This is a genomic window from Streptomyces sp. NPDC058051 (assembly GCF_042885475.1).
Taxonomy (GTDB): domain Bacteria; phylum Actinomycetota; class Actinomycetes; order Streptomycetales; family Streptomycetaceae; genus Streptomyces.
On sequence record NZ_JBHVRW010000028.1, the window covers coordinates 344 to 27,237 of the forward strand.

2 protein-coding genes are annotated in these 26,894 nt (G+C 74.5%); both read right to left on the reverse strand.

The window, feature by feature from the left end:
* Nucleotides 1-591 carry a type VII secretion system-associated protein gene (locus ACFVUT_RS31430; protein ID WP_389655641.1) on the reverse strand — a complete coding sequence of 197 codons (591 nt, stop codon included), beginning with the start codon at nucleotides 589-591 and terminating at the stop codon, nucleotides 1-3.
* Nucleotides 584-26,878, reverse strand: a complete 26,295-nt coding sequence (locus ACFVUT_RS31435) for a lonely Cys domain-containing protein (RefSeq protein WP_389655639.1) — start codon at nucleotides 26,876-26,878, stop codon at nucleotides 584-586. The genes ACFVUT_RS31430 and ACFVUT_RS31435 overlap by 8 nt, the downstream gene beginning before the upstream one ends.
* Nucleotides 26,879-26,894: the final 16 nt, after the last annotated feature.

The following is a 26,894-nucleotide window of genomic DNA, read 5'->3' on the forward strand; positions in this document are numbered from 1 at the left end:
TCACAACGGCGCGTGCAGCGCTTCCGCGAGCCCGTCGGTGGCCAGCACCATGCCGGCCGGGGCGGAGCTGTTGAGGTACAGGCCGTGGCCCGGGGGGATCCGGCCGAGGAGGTCCACGACCGGCAGCCGTTCGAACCCCAGCCGCCCGGCGGCCCGGAGGTACTGGGGGGAGGTGTAGACCAGGACCACCGGCGTGCCGTCGGGGGCGGACGCGCTCACCGGCTCGCCGTCCGCCGTGACCAGCACCGCGACCTCGGCCCCGGCCAGGGCGGTGGTGACGTCCTCCGCCGGTCCGTACCCGGTGGTGGCGAGCTGGACGGCGCGGTCCACGTCGTCGACGGGCTCGGGCCACCCCAGCGCCTCGGGCGACGGACGGTGGTCCTCGTTGTCCTCCCACTCGACGATCCGGCCCCCGGAGTCCGACCGCCACTGGCCGACCACGGCCCACGACGGCGGCGGCCCTTCTCCCCGCCACCCGGGATCGGCCAGGTAGAGCCAGTGGTCGGGTGCCAGCCTGGCGGCCTCGACGAACTCCTCGGGCGGGACGGGGTCCAGGGGCGCGACGGGGGTCTCCGCACCGGTCTCACTCATCGTTTCCTCGCTTGCTGGGGTTGTCCGGGTCGTCCTGGCCGTAACCCCACACCGCGTGCCGGTCGGTGGAGACGGCCACCGGGGAGTCGTCCGGCGTCCCCGCGAAGCGCCTGTCGAACCGGCCGTCCGTCGAGGAGGGCAGGGCTCGTCCGGCCGGAGCCACGGCGTCACGGTCCGGGTCCGCGCCGGTGTTCCGCTCGTCGCCCCCCGCGTCCGCGGTGCCGGGCCCCGGCGCGGCGGCGAGCGGCGGTTCGACCGGGCGCGGGCCCTCGGGGGCCCCGGCCGGGTCGACGGGGCGTGCTTCGCGCCAGTCGGCGGCCGTCGGACTGGTCATGGTGGCCAGGGAGTCGGTCAGCGTGGGCATCGAGGAGCCCGCGCCGTCCGGCGCGGAGATCTCCACCGGGAACGGGCTCCACCACACGCTCCGGCCGAGCCGCTGGGCGATCACGTCCGCCACTCCGGGCGCGGGTCCGCCGAGCCCTTCGAGGACCAGCAGGACGGGGGTCTTCAGGGTCAGTTCCCGCAACGAGGCGTCGGAGGCGAGCAGTTCGGCGAACTCCGCTGCGGGAACCCGGTACGACGTGCCGCCGATGCTCACGTCGAGGTGGTCGCTGTCCTCGAAGTCCACGGACGCCCGCACCAGGTAGGGGACGGGCCTGTCCGTGCCCGACGCGTCCTTCCCGGCCCACGGCGCGTCGAAGGTCCCGTCCGGTGCCCCAAACCGCCCCAGGTCGGGCAGGAGGACGGTCTCGTCCTTCCAGTCGCGGCCGCCGCTGCTCGCGGATCCCGTGCCGGACGGCAGCATGGGCTCGCCGAAGGCACCGCGCTCCCGCAGGTCGTACGCCCCGGCCACGTCAGGGTCGGCCATGTCCCGGCCCACGGCGAAGCCCTCGGTGAGCCGGGTCAGCGCGTCGTCGCGCAGCGCGTCGTTCACCTCGACGGCGGGGTCGAGGTGCAGGGCCCTCGCGGTGAGCGTGTCCGCGTCCGCCCCGGCCGCGTGCATCGTCTCCTCGGCCCTGACTCGCGCCCAGAACATCCGCGCCCGCTCGGCAGCGCCCACCTCACCGGCGTCGGAGAGCTCCAGCGCGGCGACGGCGGCCTTGTCCACCGCCGCCGTGTCCTGGAGCCACCCGGCGGCCGCGTGAAGCACCGGCAGGTCCACGAACCCGCTCACGGGCAGGGCCGGACCCGACTGCCAGGCCAGCGCCGCGGCGGCCAGCACGTTCCGGGTGACCTGCCGGCTCACCCCGGACGCGGCCTCCGGGTGCGCGGCGACGACCCGGCGCAGCAGTTCCGTGGAGAACGGGCCGGTCCGGCCGAGGTCCGGATCGACGTGCCACATGTTGTCGAGCGCACCGGCCCCGCGGATCAGGGTCGCGAAGTCGTCGGCGTCCTCCACGTCGTGCCCGAAGAGCATCCGCAGGGCGCGGACCAGGCGCAGCGTCTCCGCCCGCCTGCCGGGTGACGGATCGCCCTCGAACCCGGCCGCCAGGGCGAGCCGGTCCAGCTCGGCCTCCCCGGGCTCGGGACGGCTGGTCTCCCACCACGTCCGTTGTCCGCGCGCGTCGTTGAAGAGCACGCGCACGTACTCGCCGTCGAGCCGGTGTGCCCCCTGCAGGGAGTAGGACAGCCGCACCGTGCGCCCCGTCACGTTCGCCAGGTGCTGTCCCAGGGAGATCGCGTCGTCCGCGAGCGGATCGGCGGCGAAGGGTACGGCGAAGGAGGCGCCGAGCTGCGAGAGGTCCTCGGTGGCCCGGTCCCGGAGGGTCGAGGCGCTGCACACCACCAGGTCGATCCAGTGGTCCTGGGGCAGGCTCGACAGGCTCTTGCGCCGCCGCAGCCACTCCCCCGCCCCGCGGCGGCCGACCGTCCTCGACGTCCCGTCGGCCATCGGCAGGGTCAGGCGGCCCGGCATCCCGTGGCCCGCCAGGTGGTACGCCTTCTCCTTCGGACCCGGGTCCTCCAGCGGGAGGCGGGGGGAGTACGTGCCCGTGGCGGGGTTGTAGTGGACGTAGACCGTCATCCGGTCGAGGTGGCTGAAGTTGTCCTCGCGCGAAGGGGCGAGCTCGCCGGGCTCGTGCAGACTGCGGCCGATCTGCTGCCCCGTCAGTGTGCTGACGATGGCCTGGGTCACCACGTCGCGGTGCCAGTGCGGGGCTCCGTCCTCGGGGTCGGGGGCCAGGCCGGGCCGGACCGGAACCCAGGAGCCGTGCGGCAGCCCGTCCCGCCGGATCACGGCGACGGTGCTCTGCCCGGCCGGGTCGGGGTGACGCCGCGCCAGGCCGCTGTGCACCCAGACGGTGTGGCCGGTGCGCTCCGCGAGCTTCCTCGGCAGTTCCAGGTACCGGTCGCCGGCGAACGGGACCGCCAGCACGATCGGGGCCGTGACCGGCAGCCCCTCCCGTGCCAGGTCGGCGGCGACCAGTTCGGCGAAGTCGTCGGCGTCGAGATCCTGCGTCGTCCTGTCGGGCAGCCGCGCCGTCACCATGTCGTGGCGTCCCTCGGCCAGGACGAGGTACGGGGTCGCCTCCCACGGCCAGGGGGAGAGGTCCAGGGCTCCCGTGGGGACGAAACCGCCGGCCTGGTCGGGCCTGAGGTCCTCGACGACGAGGCTGCTCAGTTCGGCCACGTCCGGGCCGGTCCAGGTCAGGCCCGGCAGCCGCGTTCCGTTCAGGGAGACGTGCTGGGCGCGGTCGGGAGCGAGCACGCCCTGCTCCTCCAGGTGGAACGCCGTGAGCGTCGCCGCGCCGGACGCCCGACCGGCTGCGATGGCCCGCTCGACCATCCGGTAGAAGTCCCTGCGCATCTCCGGGTCGACGAGCACGAACGGTTTCAGGTGGAGGATCCGGCGGGCCACGGCGTCCACGTCGAACCCTCCGGTGCGCAGCTCCCTGTCCTTCCAGCGCAGCGCGTCGAGGGCCTCCACCGCCGCCGCGTGCCCCGGCGACGTGACGGCGATCGTCGCCTGACGGCCCAGGTCCGCGCGGCTCACCTGCTCGGACGCCCCCACGGTGGCGCCCTGGCCGGGTACGTTCGTACGGCCGCGAGAGGTGATCCTGAAGTCCTGCGCGGTCAGCCGCGTGTGACCCGCAGGCAGGTTCTCCTGGAGGACGCGGAGCGCGTGGCCCAGCTTCTGGACGAACAGCTCGTGCGCGGCCCGCGCACGCAGGTCGCCCACCTCCCGGACTGCCTCGGCCCTCTCCCGCGCGGTGCCGCCCCGGCGCGCGTCGGCGCCGTAGCCGGCGATGTCGGTCTTCGGTAGCGGCACCCGGGTGCGCCGGTTGCGCAGACCGGCCTTCGCCACCTGGAAGGCCAGGCGTTCGAGGCTCTCCGCCGCGTCGGCCGAGGGGCTCGTCCGTTCGCTTCCGAACGTCACGAGGCTCAGCCGGGGCAGCGCGGCGAGCGGCCCGGCCGACGAGGCGGCCGCCGGTGCGACGAACACCGGCTGTCCGCTGCCCGTGGCCAGAGCCGTCAGGTCCGGGGCGATCGGGGCCGGATCGGTCATGTCCAGGTCGGTCATGTCCAGGTCGGTCATGTCCAGATTGGTCATGTCCAGGTCGGGAAGGTCCGGTCCCGGCGGGTCGGGGAAGCCCAGTCCCGACATGTCGAAGTCGAAGGTGCCGAGGTCCATGCCGTCCAGGACCGACGGGTCGAAATCGTCCAGGACCGACAGGTCCATGTCGTCCATGGCCGGCAGGTCGAAGCCGGGCATGTCCGCACCGGTCCCCGACTGCGCCGACGGCAGCGTCCTGTCCCGGGCCGTCGCCTCCGGGACGGGCGCGGCCCAGCGCTGCCGCAGGCCCAGGCCGGAGCGGAGGCTGTCGGCCAGTTCCGCGGCGGATTCCGGGACGGTCCCGGCCCCGTCGCCCAGCAGGTGACCGGCGACCCGGCGCACCGCGTCGCGGAAGTCGTCACCGGCGTACCGGGAGTCGGCGAGCACCGGGTGCGGCTCGGCGGGGAGCACCAGCGAGACGGCGGCGGCCCAGGCACGGGTGGTGTCGGCCTCCGCCGTGCCCTCGGGTGCCGTGCCCGCGAAGTCTGCGTACGCGCCCGCCCACAGCCGCCGTGACACGTTCGCGGCGGCTGTGTCCATCGCGGCCGTCCACGCGTCGGGCCGCGCCATCCGTACACGGACCAGGTCCAGCGGAGACAGCTCGTCCACGGGCAGCCGGCCGTCGCCGCGCACCATCATCTCGGTCCGCTGCCCCTGGGACGGTGTGATGCCCACGGCGCCCAGCTCGTCCAGCCCGACGGTCCCGCCCGCGTCGTGCGCCGGCGGGGCGGCCGGCAGGTCGCCCTCGGTCAACTGCCCGGCGATCCAGCGGCGTCCGCCGTCGTCCCGGGGGACGACCGGGGCGCCTTCACCCGCGCGGGGACGGTCACCCGGAGCGGCCGTTCCACCGGCGTCCCTCGCCGCGCCCAGCGCGTCGGGGATGGCCCCCAGGGTCAGCAGGCGCGCCTCGGTGTCCTCCAGCCGTCGGCGTGCCTCGTCGACCCCGGACCAGGCTTCCGCCACGGCGGTGCCGTCACCGCCGACCCGCTCCAGCGTCGCGGCTTCGGTGGCGGCCTCGGCCAGCGCCGCCAGCCCGCGTGCGTGCACGTCCCAGGCGGCGGCGAGCTCCGTGAGACCTGCGGTGGCGGAGGGGGCCGGACCGGCCGGACGGTGTGCCTGCTCGCCGGACGGAACGGTCCGGGGCGTGGCGTCGGGGTTCCGGCGAACCGCGGGATCCCGGACCGGGTTCACCGACTGCGGCATCGGGGGGTTCGCCCCGGTGGCCGGGCGGGTGCGGGCCGGGCGGTGCGGGAGCGCGGCACGGGTTACGGCGCCGTCCTCACGCGTACCGGTAGCGGACTTCGCGTCCAGTTCGTCGAGCAGGGCCTGAGCGTGCTCGTCGGGGAAGAGCCCGTCCCGCGCGACGTTCTCCCGCAGCTCCTGCTCGGTGAGGGGGTGGATGTTCCAGTAACGGCCCCAGTTGTCCGTGTAGTCCAGGGCCGGGTCGTGGCCGGGTGTGTCGTTCAGCGCCAGCTGGGCGCCGCGCATCACCTCGTGGACGGTGTGGTGGCCCACCGTCAGCGAGATGGCCAGCATCCCGGCCCGGATCAGGCCGAGGTCCAGGTCGACGCCCCACTGTTCCCGCATCCGGGCCGCCTGCAGCATGAAGCGGTACGTGGACCCCGCGGTACCGGTCGCCACCAGGCCGCCCGAGTCCTCGGAAGCGCCCTGGAAGCCGGTGTCCATCGAGAGGTCGTAGACCGCCGACGCCGGCATCCAGCTCAGCCCGGCCTCGCTGACGGCGATCCGGCGTTCGGCCGCGCTCAACGGCGGACGCGCGGTGTCCGGGTCCGCCGGGGTGACCACCGAGCGCTGCAGCTCGGCGACCGCGGCCTCCTTCTCCGCGAGGGACATGTCCGACGCCTGGACCTCCATGGCCTTCCGCATGAACTCGGCGTAGACCTCCCGCTGCCGCCGGCTCGGGCGCTCCGCGGTGATCTCCGCGTGCATCTCCTCCGCGCCGCCGAGCATCTCGGGAACGAGATCGCTGGAGATCCCCTCGTACAGCAGGCCCACGAGCTCCCGCAGGTTCCCGCTCCTCACCACGCGCTGGAGCGCCTCGCGGGACGTGCCGACGACCCCCGCCTTGGCCTTGTTGACGTCGCCGAACGTCGCCAGCGCACGCGGGTACTGCCGGCGGGCCGCCGCCCACGCGGCACTCGCCATCTTCCTGAACTCCTCGGTCACCGCCTCGTGTTCGGCCAGGTACTCGCCCAGCCGCCGGTCGAAGCCGACGGACTCCTCGGCGTAGCGGATACGCGCCAGGACCCACGGCGGCGCCTCGCTGTTCCTGCGCTCCGGGCTCGGCTGCGGGGAACGGCCCGGCGGCCGGGACGGGGCACGGTCGGTGGTGCCCGGTGACCCGGCCGTCGTGGGCCGGGCATCCGTCTGCCCGGCAGTCGTGGAGGAACCAGCGGCGGTCGCGGGCCCGGTGACCGTCTCCGGCTCGGCGGTCACGGGCCCGGTGGTGGTCTCCGGACCGGTGGTGGTCGGCCGCGTGACGGACTCTTCCGAGCGGGCCGGTCCACCGGCCGGTGTGGTGCGGCCCGACACCGCGGGCGGGACGGCACGGCGGTCGTCGATCCCGATCGTCACCACACGTCCCTGCGCCGGGTCGGTGGCACTGCGTACCCGTTTCGCGGACTTGGTGAGGCCGAAGTCCCGTACGCCGACGCGCGGACCGCTCGCTCCGGCCTGGAAAGTGGTCAGGGCCTGGGCCAGCCTGGCCGCCAGTGACGCGGTGACGGCGTCGGCGCGGGCCTGGCCGCTGGCCTGCGAGCGGTTGCCGTGCCCTGTGACGGTGACCGCGGGCATCGGCAGGCCGTGGGCCCGGTTCCACAGTCCGGCACGGGCCAGCGTCTGGGCCCATGCGTCGATCGTGTCGTCCGCGTCGGCGGGGATGTCGTGCTGCTTCTCCTCGAAGTGGACCGTCCCCTGGTGCCGCCGCGGCGCGTGGCCGTGCAGCACGACCGTGGTCAGCGGGTTGGCCACCGCGGGCGAACCCTCCGACAGCAGGGCCGCGTTGACCTCGTGCGCCGACTCCCCGGGCCGCCTGCTGTAGGACCGGAAGAACCACAGGTCCTTGCTCTCGATCACCGGTGCGACGGCCCGGATCAGATCCCTGGCGCGGGAGCGTGCCCCGTCCACCTCGCGCAGCGCCAGCGCGTGCTCGGGGCGGTCCTCGTCGAAGTACCAGGGCAGTTGCTCGGCCTGGTGGACCTCGGCGAGGGCCCTGGCCACCCGCGCGAAGCCCTCCAGTCGGGCGATCTCCGCCGCATCCGCTCCGGTCCGCCGCGCCTCGGCCGCGTGCTGCCCCATGTCGGCTGCCAGCCGGGTGAGTTCGTCGTCGCCGTAGCGGTCGAGGTTCTCGTCGATGACGTCGTCGAGGACCTCGGCGGGGATCTCGCCGCGGGAGTGGGTCTCGTTCTCCAGCGTGATCTGGTGGGTGCCGTCCTCGCTGCCCAGCACCACCTGCGCGAAGTGGTACGGGGCGTGCGGGCCCACCCGGTCGCCCGGCTTGGCGTGGTTGTGCGTGAACAGTTGCGCGCCGCTGTCGTTCGTGGTGCTGACCGACTGGATCAGGTATCCCTCCCCGACCCCCGCCCAGGCGTACTCGTTGACACCGATGCGCCGCGCGGCCGCGGCCAGCCGGGCGCGTTGCGGGTTGTCCTGCGGCTCGTAGCTCAGGGCACGGCCGTAGTGCTCCCCCGGTGTGGGGGCGCCCACCACACCGCCGGTGAAGCGGTTGTCCAGGGCCGTCCGGCGGGCGGCCCAGCGCGGGGAGATGTCGGTGGCGGGGTCCGTGCTCCCGGCTGCCTCCGCCAGGGCCTGGGCCAGGTGGTGGGTGCCGGTGACCTCGCGGCCGTGGAGCCCGTTCACCGGGGCCGTGGCGACGGCGCCGGAGGGGCTCCGGAAGGCGATGTGGGACAGGGGCGCGGCCGTCGCTCCGGCCACCATCTGGGCGAAGTCCCGGGTGAAGGCGTGCTCCGAACCACCTGAGGCCGTCAGGAAGTCCGGCTCCACCCGGAACAGCGGCTCACCGTACGAACCGTCCTCCCCGGGCAGCAGCACCCCCACCGACTCGTCGGCCTTCAGCCGCACACCCGCTCCGGCCGCGGCCAGCCGCGCCGAGGATCGCTCGATCGCCGCGCGGGTGGCGTACGCCTGCTGGCCCCGGCCGGTCCCGCCTTCGCCTGCCGCGTGCATCGCCAGGGTCCGGTCCTCGGAGATGTGCAGCGGCGGCCGGTCGGCCATGAGGACGTCCGCGTGGTCCTGGCGCGGCATGACCAGGGAGTCGGAGCCGGCCCCGACCTCACCGACGGTCCGCGGGAGCGGCGGGTTGAACAGGACTCCGGTGCCGCGCCGGTCGATGACGCCGTAGTCACGCGTCGTCAGCGGCCGCGGGCGCAAGGCCTCGATCTGCCGTTCGAGGACCGCCTGGTCGGCCAGGCGGTCGAACTCCGCGTCCCCGTCGGTGCTGGACAGGTCGTCGTCGGACACGCTGTCGGTGTCGCTGCCGCTGCTGAGGTCGCGCGCCCCGGGCAGGCCCCCGTCCTCCGGCGGGTCGGCGGAGGTCCAGCTCGCGCCGGTGTCGGCGTTGTCCAGGTCCAGCGTGAGGTGGCGGGTTCCGGCGGTCGGGTGCGTCACCACACCGACCGGCGCCTCGGGGTACCAGACGCGGCGGCCCGTCGTCGAGGCGACGAGGGGTGCCACGGCCGCGGCGTACTCCGGGGGGAGCGCCAGGACGATGTCCGCGCCGCGGGGACGCCGGGAGTCGTACGAGACGATCCTTGCCAGCTCCTCGGCGGTGTCCACCCGGAAGGTCCGTCCCGGTATGGCGAGTTCGACGCCGTGGCCGGTTCCGTCGGCCACCACCAGGTACGGGTTCTGCCACGGCGCGTGCCGCCGGATGACCCGGCCGCGGCCCCGCACGGCGTACGAGTCCGTCTCGGGGGCCGGCCGCCCCGGCCCGGTGAAGTCGCGCCCGACGGCGTTGCCTTCGTCGTCGCGCAGCAGCGTGGCCTCGTCCAGGGCGCCCCGGCCGGTCTCGATCTGCCGGTCGATGAAGTACAGGGCGAGGTCGTCGGTACTCGCGAGGTCGTCCGATGAGGCGTCGAGTGCCAGCGAGCCGAGCAGCAGGATGTCCGCGGCGCGCGGCGCCGCCCCGCTCTCCATGTGCAGGACCTGCCGGGCGACGCGGATCAGGCCGTTGCGCAGCTCGGCCGTCGCCGGGTGCGGGCCCGACTCCGCGAGGACGAGGCCGTACAGCGCCCGGGAGGTCTCCCTCAGCCGGTCACGCGGAACGGCACCGGTCAGGGAGCCGAACAGGGTGTTCAGCCAGCCGGGGTCGGCCCAGACCGGTTGCCCGGCCTCATCGTCGGAGTCCGACTCTTCGGACGCCTCCGCCAGCGTGGGCAGGGCTTCTCCGGGGGGCAGTGGGGGCGGCACGGCGCCGTCGGGACCGGTCTGCGGGGAAGGGGCGGGGAGGGACACGGGGTCGACCCACGCGGGCTGTCGGAGTTCCGCCGTGGCGCCCTTCCTCGCGTCGGCCCAGCTCGTCCCGTCCGGTGGGGTGTGCGGCGTGATCCTCCCGGCCACGGCAGCCCACAGCTGGAGGTGGCGGGGGCGCAGGCCGCTCTGCGTGAGGCCGTCGGCGGCCTGCTCGCGGAACGGGCCGAGGAGGCTGCCCGGCGCGTCGAGCCGGCGGGGGTTGCTCGCGTCGCGTGTCTCGTCCCGCAGGAACAGCTGGTGTGCCAGCTCGTGCGCGAACTCCACCGGGTCGGCGTCGGCCCACCACGCCCGCTGGTTCATCCGCTGGTCCCGGCCGACGAGTTCGACCGTCAGGTGGGGGTCGTCGCCGGGGCGGACCACCTCGACGGTGACGTGGAGCCGGTCGCCGTCGGGCAGCTTGTGCCCCGGCCGGTTGTAGAACTCCTCCACGCCGTCGAGCACCCGTGCCGCGACGGCGTCGGTGTCGGCCCGGCCGTCGCCGTGGCGGAAGGCGAGCCGCACGGTCAGGTCGGTGACGGTCTCGCCGCCGTGGGTGAAGCGCCGCACGTCGAACGCCGAGCGCACAACGATGCGCGGCCGGTCGTCGAGGCGGGCGCGGGGCGCCCGGGAGGCCGGTGCGGGCCCCGTCGCCGTGGCAGGGGAGGGCTCCGGGGTGGTGGTGGACGGGGCTGCGGGGACGTCGGAACCGGGCACATCATTGCGTGGAACGTCCGGCCCCGGGACATCGGAGCGGGGCACGTCGGAACCGGGGAGGCCCGCGCCGGGCGTCTCCCGCAGCGGGATGCGGAGGGCCGCGCCGCCGTCGTCCGACGGCACCAGGTACAGGAACGAGGAGTCCGCCACGACCCGGTGGGGGGCGGACTGCTGGTCCAGGTCCGCCATCACGAGCGAGAGGGTGTCCATGTTGGCCACGCGGCCGATCCAGCCGCTGTCGCCCCGCAGGATCACGCCCGTCGTGCCGTGGACGAAGTCGTGGCCGAACCGCGTCCACCCGTCCGGCGGGATCACCTCGCCGTCGGGGAGCCTGATGTGCCCGGTGTCGGCGACCTCGTACCGGAACGGCTCCGAGCGGGAGTCGGCGGGACGTGTGTAGGTGAACCACCGGTTCGGCGGCGGACCGGCCGTGACCGGTGCGTCGTCCGAGGTCGTGGGGGCCGGGGCGGTGGCCTCCGGGGCCTTGCCCTTACCCGTGCCGGGGATCCCCGGGTGCGGCGTCCCGGGGTCAGCGGTCCCGGAGTTCCCAGGGGCGGGCGTGCCGATGTCCCCGGTCCCGGCGTCCGGTGTGCCGATGTCCCCCGTGCCGGGGGTCAGGGGCAGGCCGGTGACGGGTACCTCGGTGACGGGCACGACGAAGTCCGGGTCGACGCCGCCGAAGCGGGGCCGCATCACGGTGACCGGGCGGCCGATCGGCCACTGCTCCGCCACCGGGTCGAGACCGTCGTCGCGCGAGCCGCCCGGCAGGCCTCCCGGCAGGGAGCCGCCGAGCGGGCCCCGGGTGGTGACCTGGCGCGGGCCGCCGCGGTGGTCCTCGACCGTGATGTTGACGGTGCCGGTGCCCGCGTCGCCGGCGGAAGCACTGCGGTCACGCACCGAGACTGGGTTCACCGTGAACTGGTCGGCGATGAAGTGCGGTTGTGGTGTGCCGTCCTGGAGCGCGGCGAGCGCGTCCGCGAGTTCCTGCCGGAACGAGGCCGCGACGGCCTCGGCACGCACCTTGGCGATGTCCCGGCCCAGGGAGCGGCCGCCGCGCAGGCCGGCGACCTCGACGTCCGGCAGCGGCAGTCCGTTGGCGGCGTTCCACAGGCCCGTCCTGGCCACCACCTTGGCCAGGTGCCGGACGGGGAACTTCGCGCTCTCGGGCGTCTGCTGGACGCCCTTGCCGAAGGTGACGGCCACCGGCAGTGCCTGTTGCCCGCGGAGCACGACGGCGGTCAGCGGATTGGCCTCGGCCGAAGGTCCTTCCCCGAGCAGAGCGGCGTTGGTGTCGTGGACGGACTCGCCCGGACGCCGGGAGTACATCCGCATGTACCACTGGTGCTTGCCCGGGATGACCGCTTCGACCTGTCCGATCCGGAGCGCGGCGGCGCGGGTCGCGCCCTCCAGTGTCCGCTCCGCCGCGGCTCGTTCCGGCGAACCGGCCGGTGCGGCCTGCGCGTCGATCCGGGCCTGCATCGCCCTCGCCAGGGCCAGGGCCAGGTCGAGGTGGCCTCGGAGCTCGGTGAGGTGCTCGTCGGTACCGGCCTCCTGCCGGCGCTCGATCTCCTGACGCAGCAGGGAGGCGCTCTCGCGCAGGGCTTCCAGGTCCTGGTTGCCGAGGTTCGCCTCGACCGTCCTGCGGTGCCGGTGGTTGCGTACGCTGGCCCGCGCGTGGTTCTCCAGGGAGATCTGGTGGCTGCCGTCCTCGCTGGCCAGGACCACGGTGACGAAGTGGTAGCCGAAGTGCCCCCCGTTGCGCCCGGACTGCGGTTTGGCGTAGTTGTGCTCCAGGCTCGGCTGGCCCTGCTCACCCGCCGCGGCGACGGACTGGACGACGTAGCCCTCGCCGATGTCGGCCCACGCGTGCTCGTTGACCCCGATCCGGCCGGCGGCGTCCGACAGGGCGTCACGCCGCGGGTCGACCTGGTCGGCGAGGCTGAGCGCACTGCCGTAGGAGCGGCCCGGCAGGGGGCCGCCGTCGCCGCCGGCCGGCCGGTCGTCCCGGCGGACGAAGGAGGCCGCCCACGCCGGATCCGTGGCGTCCGGCCGGGTGTCGCCGTCGGCGACGCCGCTCAGGGCGTCGGCGAGGTGGTGGGTGCCGGTGACCTCCACTCCGTCGGAGGCGTTGACCGGCGCGGTGACGGCCGGACCGCCCCCGAGGGTGCGGAAGACCATGTGCGAGGTGCGGGAGGCGTCGGCCAGCATGTCGGCGAAGTCCCTGCAGACCTCCTCCGTCGACTGGCCGGAGCGGGTCAGGAAGACGGGGGTCACGTGGAACAGCTGCCTGCTGCCCCCCTCGGCGGTGGGCAGGATGACGCTCAGGTCCTGGCCGGTCCGCAGCCGCACCGCGGCGCCCGCGCGCGCCAGCTTGGCCGACGCGCGGGCGACGGCCTCCTCGGTCGCGAAGACCTGCTGCCCGTACATGCCGTTCTCGACCGCGAGCGTACGGTCCGAGGAGATCCGCAGGACGGGCCGCTCGGTGACGAGCGTCTCGTGGTAGTCCTGCACGTGCAGGATCATTTCGGGGGCGTCCTCCGCGCCCACGAGTGCCCGGGGGGCCTGCCAGGCCGGGCGCATCCCGCCGGGCCTGCGGAAGAACACCCCTGTGTCGCTGTTGTCCACGACTCCGTAGTTCGTCGTGGTCAGCGGGTCGGCACGGCGTGGGTGGGCGTCCCCGGCATGGTCGGAGCCGCCCTCGTACAGGCCGACGATGTCCGAGACGTCGGCGTCGCTGTCGGCGTCCGAATCCGGCCGCGCGGAGTCCCACACCGTGCCCAGGCCGTCGGCGACGGGCCCCAGGGTGAGGTGGTCGGTGCCGGTGCGCCAGTCCGTGGAGGGGCGGGGGCTGTGCTCCGAGTACCAGACCCGGGCGCCGGTCAGGTCGGCGACGTGCTGTGCCAGGGACGCGATGTCGCCGTGCGGGACGGCCAGGACGACATCGGCGCCCGCGGGGCGCGCCGGGTCGCGGGCGATGAGCCGGGCGAGTTCTCCGGGGTCGTCGAGGGTCACCGGGCCGCGGGGCGTGTTCAGCTGGACCGATTCCGCGTCGCCCTGCGCGAGGACCACGTACGGGGCCTGCCAGGGCGCGGGCCAGGTGCTCAGCACTCCGTCCGTGCCCTCCACCGCGTACGAGCCGAGGGGCGGCACCTGGTCCCCGGTGCCGGTCCAGTTCCGCCAGACGCCTTCCTCCGAGACCAGTCGCGTCGCCGGGTGGAGGGCGGCGTCATGGCGCGTCAGGTACGAGGTCAGGGATGCCTCGTCCGCCAGATCTCTCGGGGACGCGCTGAGGGCCAGCGAACCGAGGAGCACGACGTGCCGCTCGTTGACCGCGTCGGCCGGGCCGAGGTTCAGTACCCTCCGGGTCAGACCGTGCAGGGCGTCGACGGCGCTGGTGTTCTCGGACGACGACTCCGCGTGCGCCTGGGCGAGTTCCCGCAGCGAGAGCGCCGTGCCGACGAGCATCTCGGGCGAGTGGTCGTGCAGGGCCGCCGGTCCGAAGAGGAGGCCGGGCCACCTCTCGTGGGCGGTGGCGTCGTCCTCGCTGTCGGAATCGCTGGTGTCGTCGGTGAACCGGAACCGCGCCAGGGCGTCCGCGTCGGGTTCGGGGGTGTCGGTGAACCGGAACTGTGCGAGCGCCTCGTCCCTGGCGCCGGACAGCGTACTCAGCTCGTACGCCTCCTCCTCGCCCAGGAGCCCCGGGAGCCCCGGGGTGTCGCTGCCGTCCGTGGGGCCCGGCGACGGGGGCAGCGGGACGGCAGCCGGGTCCTGCTCCGACACCGGCGGGGCGGGCGGGGTGGTGCCGGGGGGCGTGGCCCGCGTCTCCCGCGTCCCCGAGGTCTCAGTCGTCCCAGGTGCCTTGGACGTGTCGAGCGCTGCGGGCTCCGGTGCCGGGCTGCGCGGGAGCAGGGGCACGAAGTCGCCGCCACGGCGGCGGAGCCGGAGCACCGGGCTGTCGGCGGAGGGGCCGGGGTAGGTGTGGGCGGTGCCGTTCTCCTCGATCAGGGTGACGGTGGTGCCGGTGGCGGCGGCCGCCCACTCGGCGACGGCCTGGTCGGCCCCCGGGCCCCACGGGGCTTCGGCGAGGTGGCGCCGCAGATGGCCCTCGACGGCTTCCGGGCTCGGCGCGGGCGCGCCGGGGCGGACCTGAAGGGGCGGCGGCGTGAAGAGGGAGTCCCGCTCGGCGGGGGTGCCGGGGAGGCCGTTCAGGCGCATCAGCTGGGCGGGCGGTGCGCCTGCGCGGCTCCGCAGCCGTCCCGCCTCGTGGCGCTCCGCGCCGGACTGCTCCGCCGCCTGGTGCAGGGCGGTGGAGAGCGCGCCGAAGAAGCCGTTGCCCCGGCCGGACGGGGCGCCCTGGGTGTAGGTGGCGCCGTCGGGTGCGGTGAGGACGCCGTCGCGAGCGAGCCGGTAGCGCGGGCCGCTGATGTCGGCGGGCGGCAGCCACGGCGCGCGGTCGTGGGTGCGGTGCGCGGGCGGCTTCGCGGGCTGGGTGCTGTCCGTGTCCGTGGTCCCGGTGGCCGCCGGCGCCGGCAGGGATGCGGTGACCGGGGCCGGGGATCCAGGCGGGAGGGCGGCGTGGAAGAAGCCCCCGGTGGCGAAGAGGACGGGGTCGGCGGCCGGGTCGACGGCGGCCGGGTCGGTGCCGTGCGGGAGGAACAGCTGGTCACGGCCCTCGCCGGTGACGACGGTGAGCGGGGTGCCCAGGACCCGGGCGGCCAGTGCCGGCAGCAGGTCGGCGCCACCGTGGTCGCCCGCCAGCCGCTCGGGCGGAGGCGTCCGGCCGTCCGAGGCGTTGGCGCCGTCCTGCGTCGGCTCGCTCGCGAACGGGCGGGACAGGGCGGTGGTGGCCAGCGCCACCCGCTGTCCGGGGGTCGGCCAGACGGTCTGCGGGAGGCGCCCGAAGGTGTCGAACTCGGCCTTCTGAGAAGGCGTCAGCACGACTCCGGCGGAGTCGAGTTCGTCCTGGGTGAAGGTGTCGGCGGCGTCCAGGGCGAGGGCGTCGAGCAGGTCCTCGTTGCCGTCCTGTCCCAGCGCCCAGGCCAGACGGTCGCGAGCGGCGCCGATGGCCTCGGCGGTGACCTCCGGGCCGCCGGGGTCCGCCGCGAACCGGTCGGCGAGGTCGCTGCCGAGCAGGTGCGCGAGGCGGCCCCGGTCCTGGGCGGCGGCGAGCAGCGCGTGGAAGAACGAGGCGCCGTCGTGCGGCACTTCGTGCACCTCGCGCACCGTGGTGCCGTCGGGCGAGGTGAGGGTGCGCAGGGTGGAGCCGGTGGCGTCGGTGACGACGTACGGCTCGGGCGCCTCGGAGCGCCATTTCGGTTCGGTGTACTCCTGCGGAAGGTCCTTCACCGGGACCGAGACGGAACCCTGGTGGTGGGCGGTGAGGCGGGAGGCCGCCAGGTGCAGCCGGTGGTGGTCCGCGGCGGCGGTGTCGGTGCGCTGCTGCCAGCGGTTCACCTCGTCCCGCGCGGCCTGCCAGGCCGCGACGGCCGGGGACTGGGTCAGGGACTCGGGCAGGGTGGTCGGCCGGTGGGCCTCGTCGGCGCCGAGCGCGGTCTGTTCGTCCGCGCTCAGGCCGAGCCACGTCTCCCTGGCCCGCGCCCTGGCGTCGTAGTAGCCCTTCTCGGCTGTCGCGAGGTCACCCGCCGCCTTGGCCTGGCCGTCCCAGGCCGCCAGGACCTCGGCGGTGAACGTGGATTCGTCCAGGAGGCCGTAGTCCCGGGCGATGTCCTCGCGCAGCCAGACCAGCGCGGTGGTCTCGGCCTCGGCGGCGCGCGGCCCGCGCTCGGCCTTGCCGAGCGCGTACAGGGGGCGGCTGTCGGTGAACCGGTGGTGCACCTCGGACACCGAGAGCCAGCTCACCGGCACCGCGAAGAGCATGCTGCGGTCGGTGACGACCTTGGTGTGGGTACCGAGGGTGGTGTCGACGGTGCCCTTGAGCGTGGTGCCGTCGTTCGTGCCGCCGACCGGGAGGGTGGCACCCGGGTTGGTGACGCCCGCGTTGCTGTTGCCCGCCAGCGGCGCGGTGCCCACCGCACCCTCGACGTTGTCGGTGATGCCGGCCTCCAGCGCGTCGGAGGTCTTCGCCCGCTGCATGGCCTCCATGCGCGGCTTGTTCTCCACGGCGAGCAGGCGGGCCCCGCTGCGGTGCATCTTCGCGTAGAGGCGGGAGTCGGCGGTGTGGGACTGGCCGAAGAGGTGGGCGGATGCCCGGGTGGGCAGCTGTACGCCGTCCGCGCCAAGGGCCTCGCGGAAGCCGGAGGTGAGACCGCCCTGCGTGGTGGCCTCCTGCTGGGCCTGGGCCGGCGCGGTGCCGAGGCCGGTGAGCGGGGTGAGCCGGGCCGTGCGCACGCGTCCGTCGAGGACCCTGCCGGTGAGCCGTTTGCCGAGGTCCCCGTCGCCGAGGCCGTCGGCACGGGCGGTGGCGAGGGTCAGGGCGTCCTCCACGTTGGCCGCGCCGCGGATGTCCACGGCGAGGATGCCGGAGCCGATCCGGTCGTCGAAGGGCAGGACGTCCGGATCCGGGGCTGCGGTCGGATCCCCGGCGGCGGAGGTGCGCCAGGCGGCGACGCCGTCGGGCCGGGCCTGGCCTGCGGTCAGCAGCCGTACGGCGCGCTCGGGTGCCGGTACGTCCCGCTCGGTGAGCGCTCCGTCGGCCCCGGGCCCGTCCGGGGTGAGCAGGCTGGCCGGGAGGATCTCGTTGAGGCTGCCCACGGGTACGCCGACGGCGCGCGGGGCGAGCAGGTCACCGGTCGCGGCCGTCATGGTGACGGTCAGGGTGTAGCTGGTGACGATCTCGGCGTGCGCCTGGGTGGTGGCGATGTTCGGCATCGCGGTCGTACCGGCGGTCTGGGTCCGGGTGCTGGAGCGCTGCTTGGCCGCGACGCCCTGGAGCGAGGGGTTGGCGACGAGGAGGCCGCTGTCCGCGGCGCGCTGGCCGCCGCTGAGCGTCACGTCGGCGCCGCGGTCCAGGGACGTGCCGTCGGCGGTGTCGCGGGCGGTGGTGCGGTAGTCCTCCAGCTCGTAGCCGGTGCGCAGCCGCTCCACGGTGGTGGTGACCGGTGTCAGCTTGAACACGACCTGCCCGGGGCTGCCTCCGACGGGCAGGTGCAGCGGGCTGGACCAGGCGCGGTAGCGGACCGGCAGCGCCATTCCGTCGGTCGTCAGCTCGTGCAGGTGGGCGGCGAGGAAGTCCGGCGAGAGCCGCTGGAGCACCTGCTCCCGGTCGTGCGAGGGCACTCCTGCCTTCTCCAGCTGCCCCATCAGCTGCCGTGCCGCCGGGCCGGCGTCGAGCCGGCCGCTGGGGTGGGTGGGGAAGTGGCGGTCGCGCAGGTAGGGGGGCACGCGGTAGCCGCCGCCGAGGTTGCGCGGGGTGGTGGTGCCCATGCCGTCCGGGGCGAGCCCGGCCTCGATGACGTCCTGCATCGGAAGGTGGAACATCACCGCGTCGCGGATGCGCTGGAGCGCGGCGGCGGCCCGGCGCGGGGCGAGGCTGTTGCCCAGGCCCTCGGAGAGCCGTCCGGCGAGAGCGCTGATACGGGCACCCGCGCGGGTGCCCACCGCTCCCATCGCGGCCGTCCAGCGGTCCCGTACGGCGACGGTCTCCGCGGTGTCGGCGACCACCAGGTACATCCGCCCGGCGAAGGAGAGGGTGGTGTTGCGTCCCTGGGTGAGGGTCTGCGAGAGACCGCGGCCCTTGCCCCAGGCGTACTGCATGGCGGTGGTGTACGAACCGACCACCGCCGTCTGGCCGGGAGCCTGCTGCACCGGCGTGTCGCCGCCCTGGAGGCCGAGGGTGGTGCGCGAGACGGTGCTCGCGCTGCCGTTGACGCGGTGCTCGTTGCCGACGGTGGCCTCAAGGCTGGCGGGCTTCGGGTCGCTCATGACCCGGAAGTTGCTCAGCTGCCCGCGGACCGCCGCCTTGAGGTAGTGCGTACGGAACGGGCCCGCGCCGTTGAGCCCGCTGATGCGGGAGCCGAACGGGCCCAGGTACTGGCCGAGTTGCCCGGCCACGCTGAGGTTCGCCATCGCCCGGCGCAGTGCGGTGCGCACCGGGGCGCCGGGCGCGCTGACGTGCCAGGAGGTGCCCGACGCGTGGTCGGCGGTGTCCTGCATGAGCTGTTGGCGCTGCGGGCCGCCCTCGGCGCTGAGCACCACGTGCGGGGAGCTCAGCAGCTTCGTGGTCAGCAGCTGGTCGGCGGAGTCCGTCCTCGGCAGGGGGCGGATGCCGTCGAGGAGCTGGTCCGCCTCGGTGGACGAGAGGCGCTGCGGTGGGGCGGGCGCCGGGGCCGCGGGCGGCGGGTCGGCCGGGGCGTGGTGCTCCGAGCCGTGCGCGGCGGGCACGGCCAGCTCCACCCGGCCCACGGTCTCGTTGCCCTGGGTGAACAGGGGCCGTTCCTCGACCTTGCTGACGAAGATGCCGGAGCCCAGCACACCGGCCGAGACGAGACGGACCCAGCCGCGCGGGCGGCGGTGGCCCTCGAACGTGGCGCCCAGCTCCACCTGGTAGCTGTACAGGTCGGCGCCGGTCTGGAACATCAGGTGGTCGTGCGTGACCGCGACCGTGCTCCTGGTGGCCGTACGGTCGGTCCTGGCGTGCCGCGCCCCGACCGACACGCTGCCGGCCTGCTGCGGCAGTCCGACCCCGGGCAGCTTGTCGTGGTCGCGCGGCGAGATGCCCAGCTCGACCCCGCCGGAGAGGGTGACGGACGCCTGCTGGCCCTGGCCGGACACCTCGGTGCCGATCACCGCGTTGCGCAGTGAGCGCTCACTCATGGTGGTCTCGAACCGCCGGTCGGTGAGGCGCGCCCTGAGGATGAGCGTGTGGTGGCCGCGCCGTACCTTGCCGTCCTCGGTGAGGGTCACCGGCACTCCGGTGGTGGTCAGGTCGTCCAGGCTCTGCGCCAGGCTGGGCCGGTTCAGCGCCTCGCGCACCTGGCGGTCGTTGTGCAGCGCGGTCCGCATCCGCCCGTCGCCGTACCAGAACTTGGCCAGCCGCGGGTGCCGCAGCATGAACGGCGGGACGAACAGCGACGGGTACGAGTGGTGCAGCGTGTCCAGGACGGTGTCGGCGAAGGCCCGCATGGGGTCCTGGGGGGCCGGGGCCGGGGGCTGGACCTGCGGCTGGACCTGGGTCTGGTCCTGCCCCCGGGTCTCCCCCGGGGGCAGGGGCGGCTGGACCTGGGGCTGCGGGCGGCTGGGGACGAAGCCCTCGGCCCGGACCTGTCCGCTCAGGTGGACCGGGTCCTCCCGGGTGAGGTACCACGGCACCGGCGGCTCGGCGTCCGGGTCGGGGCCCGTGCTGCCGGGCGTACGGCTGTCCCAGCCCGCGAGGCGGCGCGCGTCCTGGGTGGACATCCAGTCCAGGCTGACCACCCGGACCGGGCGGGCCGCCGAGGGCGGTTCACCGGGCTTGCGCACCATCAGGGTGCGCTCCACCCGGTAGAGCGCGACCGGGTGGTTGCGGACGCGGCCGGTGGTCTTCCGGGCGGCGTCGGCACCGACGTGATGGCCGCGCCCGGTGGAGATGTCCGCCCGGACCAGCGGGCCGCCCTGGAGCCGTACGTCGGTCTCCAGGCCGGCGAGGGTGTAGTTCGGCCCGGCGGTGACCTGGAAGCCCAGGCGGGTGTCCCGCAGGTGGCCGCGTTCGTTCTGGTACGTGGTCTGGGTGAGGTCGCGCAGCTCCGTCGTGACCGACTCGGTGACCAGGGTGGCCCGGGTGGGCACCGACCGCTCCACGATCAGGTGTCCCAGCGGGTGCTGTCCGCTGCCGCGGGTCAGCTCCGGCCCGGTGACCGGCCCGGAGAGGCGGCCGAAGAGCGGGAGCAGCCGCCCCGGCCGGACGTAGGAGACCACGGTTCGGTGCGCCGAACTCCCGGGCCGGGCACCGGAGATCGCGAGGGCGGTGTCCTCCGGTGAGTCCGTCAGGTGAAGGCCCGTGGTGTCGGTGATCCGCGGCTCGACCCCGTCCGGGAAGGTGAGCGTCTTCGGTGCCCGCTGAGGGCCCTTGTAGGGCACGGTGAGCTCGTCCGGGAGCCGCCAGCTGAGTCCGTCGCGCATCGCGAAGTCCGCGCTGTGCACCTGGGACCGCTGCCAGCTCGGCTTCGACGGCGCCGGGGCGGGCCGGCCGGTGGCCGGCGGCGCCTCGGTGACGCGCTCCACCCTCACCCGGTAGTAGACGTCGTCCAGGTGCAGGTGCGAGCCGTCCGAGTTGCGCCACTCGGACTGGTTGTACGCCTGGGTGCCCTGGGTGTAGTCGGTCCTGCGGGTCCAGCCCAGCGAGAAGCCGATCTTCAGCAGCCAGTTGAGCGGCGGGCCCATGCTCAGGCCGCCCGCGATCCGCCGCCCGAAGCCGACGCTGCGTCCGCCGCCCGTGCCGGCCTGGCCGCGCCGCATGGTGTCCAGCCGGACGGTACCCCCGTCCACGTTGGAGAAGCGTTCCCAGCGGTGGTACGGGATGGCCTCGACGGTCATCTCATGGCCGACACCGGACTTCTCGCGGCCGACGAAGCGCGCACCGCGCGGGGCGGTGAAGGCGCCGGGCTGCTCGGTCAGCAGGCGCAGCAGGTCCGCCTCGTCGAACTGGGAGCGCAGCTTCGCCGGGAGTCCTCCCAGGATCTGCTCGGCCACCTGCTCGGGCGAGCGCAGGGTGGTCTTGCCCAGGCCGGTGAAGAGTCCGGTCGGGCCACTCCGCGCGGTCCCGTCCGTCCGGGTGCCGGGGGTGCCGTCGCCCGGTTCGGCGTCCGGGCTGATCAGGACCGTGGGCAGCCTGCTGCCGTCGTCGAAGGTGACGGTGTGCGGCACGGGGCCGGGCGGCCGGGCGTCCGGGCCGGTCAGCAGTCGCGCCGGGCGGTGCCGGTCGAGCTGGGTCTCCAGCGGCACCGGGTCGCCCCGGTCGGGCACCTCGCTGTCGGGGGTGTCGAGGTCGGTGATGCCGCCCATGCCGCGCAGCCGCTCCCCGAAGGGATCGGGCCCGTACGGGTCCTGCGTGGCCGGGTCCTGCGTGGTGGTCGTCAGGTCCTGTGTGGTGCTCTTCAGGTCCTGTGTGGTGGTCGTCAGGTCCTGTGTGGTGGTCGGCGTCGGGTCGGGGGTGAGCGGGGCCGAGGCCGGGACCAGGGCGTCGTAGTGGTCGGTGCCGTTGTAGGCCAGGTGCAGGGCGCCGCTTTGGCCGCCCGGGTTGAGGGTGGTCACGCGGGTGTTCCCCGGCTGGACGAGCCGCAGGTCGAGGTCGAGGGTGTGCGCCAGTGCCTCCGGAAGCAGGTCGGCGAAGGGCGATGCCCACAGCGCGGGGCGCTCGGCGGCCGAGGCGACGAGCTCGGTGGTGCCGAGGCGCCTCGCGTCGGCCGGGGTGGGCGCCACCTCGGCCAGGTGCGGGTAGTCGCTCTCCCGGAGGATCCGCTGCCACTGACCGGTGTCGCCGTCGCTGACTACGTCACGCGCGATCCGGTTCCAGAGCTGGGTGATCCGGTTCAGCTCGGCCGGATCCCGTACCCCGGCGACGGCGCGCATCCGGAGGTCGTCCACCACGGCGAACACGGGGTCCGGGATCGCCAGGGCCACCGTGTCGCCCAGCTCGGAGCCGGTGATCCGGTCGCGCAGCAGGCCGCGCAGACCGGCGACGTTCCGTGCGGCCCACGCCGGAGGTATGTCCCGGCTGCGCGCGCTGTCGAGCAGTGACCGGAAGAGGCAGTCCCCGCCGCCGGGGGTGTCCAGCCTCCGGAAGGCCAGGCCGTCCGCGTGCACGGTGTCCACGGGGCCCGGCGTCGTCGCGGCCTTGCTGAACACGGTCAGGTCCTGGGCGAGGCTCTCCGAACGGCTCGGCGGGGGTGCCAGATCGGGCCTGCGGCGGGCGAGTTCAGCGGCGTCCTCGGGGCTCAGGGCCAGTTCGGACACGGGCAGCGGGGCGCTGGAGAGGGACCAGGTGACGTGCGCGACGGGCGCGTAGGAGAGACCGCGTACGTCCTCCTGGGAGACCAGGGCGGTCGGCGGGAGCGCGGGCGGCGGCGGGGGCAGCAGGGCGTCGAGCGTGGTGGCGGGTCCGGCGGTGGCACGCAGCCCGGCCGCGTCACGCAGGAAGTCGCCGTACTGCTCGGCCGTGGGTTCGGCGGCCGGATCACCGGTGGTGGTACCCCGGTGATCCATGGCCATCCGGCGCAGCAGGTCCGGGGTCATACGGCCGTCACCGTAGCGGGCCGCGGCGTCCGGACTGTGCCAGCGCAGACCGTCCACGAAGGCGAGCCCGCCCAGCAGCTCCCGGTTCTCCGGCCGCTGTTCGGCGTCCGGGCCGAGTACGTCGCGCAGCGTGCGGACCTGCTGGAGGGTACGCGTCAGAGCGAAGGCGTCGGCCGGACCGGGGCCCGCGTGCAGACCCGCGTCGCGCGCCAGACCGTCCAGGGCGGCACCGCTGGGCTCCGGGGTGAACTGCCGCCACCGCCCCGGTCCGTCGGGGCCGTCGGCGAGTACCGCGCGGACGTTGCCCTCGCCGTCCTTCGCCGTGCCCACCTCGGTGGTCGGCGCGTAGACGGGGCGGCCGGTCCGGTTCGCCACGTGCTGGGCCACCGGCAGCCCCGCCACCTTCGGCTGCCGGCCCGTCTCGCAGGAGAACAGCACCAGCGGCCGGTCCTGATGACCGTCCTGTGCCCAGGAGTTGAGGACCTCGCCGAGTTGCACACCGCTGACCTCGGCGGTGGGCAGGCCCGCGTCCTCGGTCCCGAGGGTGACCGTACGGGAGGTGCCGTGCCCCGCGAAGTAGTCGGCACCGAGCTCGGTGCCCGAACCGGGCAGTGGGGCCGGCGGGCCGGTGAACACCGTACGGGGGACGGGCGGGACCGACGAGGTTCCCTGCGCCGGGGCTTCCGAGGTGGTGCGTACGCCGCGGAAGGTGTCCTCGCCCAGCAGCCCCCGGCGCCCCTCGGCGCGGGCGGTGCCGTCCTCGGACCGGCTCTGCGAGACGGTCAGGGTCTGCACGGCCCGGCCCGGGAGTGGCTTCACGGCGGCGTCCGGCATCCAGCGCCGGAGCTGCGCCACGGGCACGGTACGGCCGTCCAGGGTGGTCACGGTGGGCTGCCCCGAGGACCGTGTCGGGCCGTTGCTGTTGCCCGGGACGGCGCCGCTGTCCGCCGGGCGCACGACGATGTGGCCGCCCGGCGGGAGTGCGGGCGGCGGCGTCGCGGAGGGGTTGTCCTGTGTGGTGGTGAGCAGGGGCGGCGGCGTGCCACCGCTGCCCGGTCCTCGCCCGCCGCCGGTGCCGGCCCCCTGTCCACCGGTTCCCGGGCCGTTGGTCTCGCCCTGTCCGGACTCCAGGTGCAGGTCGGTGGCCGTCTCGGTCCAGGGACGGGACAGGGTGGCGAGCTTGGCCGGGGCGGGCGCGGTGGCGGTCGTGGGGTCCGGGCCGGCGGTATCGCCGGGTACGAGGCCCGGCGTGTCCGGACGCCCGGTCGGGCCAGTCGCCGGCGAGGTGACGGACGGAACCCCTTCGGTCGACACGCCGCTCTGTGTGGCGGGACGAGGCACCGGGCCGAGGGCGTCGGCGAGCGGCAGCAGCACGTCGGCACCGGGGAACGCGGTGTCCGTCGTGGTGCCGTCGGCCGTGGGGCCGGCGAGCGGCCGGACCCGGACCGGGGCACCAGGCCCCTCACGGGTCAGCTCGACGGCGGCGCGCATCGGACGCCCCGCCCCGCCCGGGGACACCGGGGGCCCGAGCACGACGGCCCGGTCGGTCCCGGCCCCGTCCAGCAACGCGGCCGCTTCCGGCGATCCCTGCCCGGGGGGCGGCACCTCCGACACCACGATCGTCAGTGGCGGCACCTGGGTGGACTCGGGGTTCCCGGTACTGATGGCACCGGACTTCACGTCTGCGGTACCGCCGGGACCGCGCGTGTCGCCTGTGCGACCGGTGTGGCCCGTGTCGCCCGTGTCGCCCGTGTCACCCGTGTCGCCCGTGTCGCCCATGTCGGTGAACGAGCCGACGGTGCTCACCTTCGGCGGAGTGGTGGCGGAGTCGGCGTCAGGGGCGGTGACGGTGTTGACGTCGGTATCCGGGGCGTTGACGGTGTCGGTGCCCGTGGTGCTGACCGTGTCGGCGCCCGTGGTCGTGACCGTGTCCAAAGCCGCGGTGACGGCACCGTCGGGGGCAGTGATGCCGTCTCCTGAGTCCGGCGTGGCCTCGGCCCCGGTCGGTCCGGTGGCCTCCGGGGAGGGAGCGGTCTGCGCGGACTCGTCCCTGGCTGTCCGCGAGCCGTCCCCCGGCACGGTGCCGTCCGGGGTCCGGGTGCCCTGGGGCGGTGTGGCGGAGGGTGCCTGGGCGCCTCCGGCGGGCGGGACGCCACCCGGCCGGCCGGCGCTGCCCGCGCCGGGTGCGGCGGTCGTGGGGCCGACCGTGGGGACGGGAGAGCCACCACTCTGGACCGGCGCCGCAGCCGCGCCGTCCTGCCCGGCCGACTCGGCCGGTGCGTGCGGCGGGCTCTGGACGTTGCCCCCGGGATTCTCCGGCGCCACGACAGGCGAGCCCTCCGGCGACGTACCACCCGGACCCTCGGGCGACACCACACCCGAGTCACCCGGCAACGCACCACCCACGCCCTCAGGCACGTCAACGGCCGTGCTTTCCGGGGTGGCTTCGGGTGCGGGTGCGGATCCCGGCGAGTCCTCTCGGGCGGGGCCTCCGGCCGCGTCGGCCGGCGCCGGAGCCGGGGTACCGGCACCCGGGCCCAGGAATACGGCGGGCGGGGGGTCCACGGTGACCGGGGTGCCGAAGCCGTCGAGAGCGCGGCGGACCTCGTCGACGTCGATCTGGGCGGCAGGGCTGCCCCCGGTGGGAACGACCCGTACCTCGGGCAGCTGGGACAGGTCGCCCCGCAGACTGTCGCGGACGCCGATCTCCGTACTGCCCGGAGGCTGGGCGCCGCGCAGGGTGGCGAGGTCGTTCAGAGCCTGCTCGCGCACCTCGGCGGAGCCGGTGTGGACCTGCTGCCACAGTTCGTTCTCGGCGGCGGTCACGGGCAGCGAGCCCGGGGAGTACGCCGGCGGGTCCACAGTGGTGTACGGCGGTGGGGCCTGGCCGGTGTACGGAGAGCTCTCCGCGACGTAGGGCGGGGGCGTCTCACTGGTGAAGCCGCCCTGTCCGCCGGTGGGTGAGGACGAGCCCGTAGCGGGCCCGCCGCCGCCCGTGGTGTCCCTGCGCGAGGAGCCGTCCGTGCTGTCGGAACCGTTGGCGTCGGCCGAGCGCGGGGAACCGCCGGAGTCGCTGATGCCGCCGGAGACGGTGGGCGGGTTACCCATCTTGTCGATGACGTGGCGCAGTTCGGCGCCGCTGTTCACTGCGGCGCCCGTGAGCGTGCCCTCGACCTGGTTGCTGATGCCCGCGCCGACGAAGGTGGTCCAGCTGGTGGACCAGTCGCCGTCGAACGCGCCCTTGATCAGGATCTCCCCGGCCGCCTCACCGGAGCCGGAGGCCAGGAAGTCGGTCGTCAGCTTGAGCGTGTAATACCCGGTCAGGGCGCCCGGGCGGTCGGCGTTGTCGCGCAGGATCGTGTTGTTGCGCCACAGGTTGAGGTTGTTCTGGAAGGAGAGCGGATCGTTCCGGAAGGTCACCGGCGGTTTGGGGGTGACCCCCGGACTCGTCGAGGGCTTGGGCCCGGTCCCGTACGGATCAGGACCGTTCCCGTACGGCTTGGGGTTGGGGCGGTCGTGCGGGAGGCCGTCGGGCTTCGGGCTGGGGACGGGGTCCGGCTTGGGGCTCGGGCCGTTGTTCTTCAGGTCGGGGCCCGGGGTGTTGTGCAGGTCGGGGCCCTTCTTGAAGTCGAGGTCCGGGCCGTTCTTGAGGAAGTTGTTGCCGTAGCCGTTGACGATGTTCTTCGCGAAGTGGTCGAAGACGCTGGTGAAGAAGCCCGCCGCGGCGCCGAACGCCGCGGACTTGAGGATGTCGTTCCAGTCGAAGCCGTCCGGGCGGCGGCCGTTCGGGGCGAAGTTCATCATCGCGAGCCGCACCGCGAAGGTGGTGAACGCCTCGGCGAACGCCTCGGTCAGCGAGGGTGCCAGGTGCAACCGCTGGAGCAGGTGGCTGAGCGTGGTGAGGATGAAGAACCGGCTGCGCAGCTTGGCCATCATGATCTGGCTGGCCGAGGCGCCACCGGTGAAGAATGACATCGCCAGGTAGAGGGCGATCTCGATGAGCAGCCGGATGATCTCGGCGATCACCTGCCACTTGGACTCCATGATGTCCATGGAGGTCTTGCGGCGGCCCTCGGCGATCTGGTCGAGCTGCCCGGCGAATTCCTTCAGGTAGTTCTTGCCGCCGTCGTCGATGAGCATGCCCATCGCCTGGGCGTACGACTTGGAGAGGTCGTCCGGCATGGACTCGCCGATGTCGTGGATCGACTTGTCGATCAGCGACGACAGCCTGTTGAGCTTGCGGCCCAGGCCGGAGTAGGGCAGCCGGCTTTCGAAGGCGAGGTCCTCGTCGGCGTCCATGAGCTTCTCCCCTGTGAGGATGAAGATCATGGCGTTGACCTCGGGCGATACGTGAATACTCATCCGGCGCCGCCCGAAA

Excerpts from the sequence above, each read along its gene's own strand:
- ACFVUT_RS31430 (WP_389655641.1), bottom strand. The coding sequence starts at position 591 with ATGAGTGAGACCGGTGCGGAGACCCCCGTCGCGCCCCTGGACCCCGTC.
- ACFVUT_RS31435 (WP_389655639.1), bottom strand. The coding sequence starts at position 26,878 with ATGAGTATTCACGTATCGCCCGAGGTCAACGCCATGATCTTCATCCTC.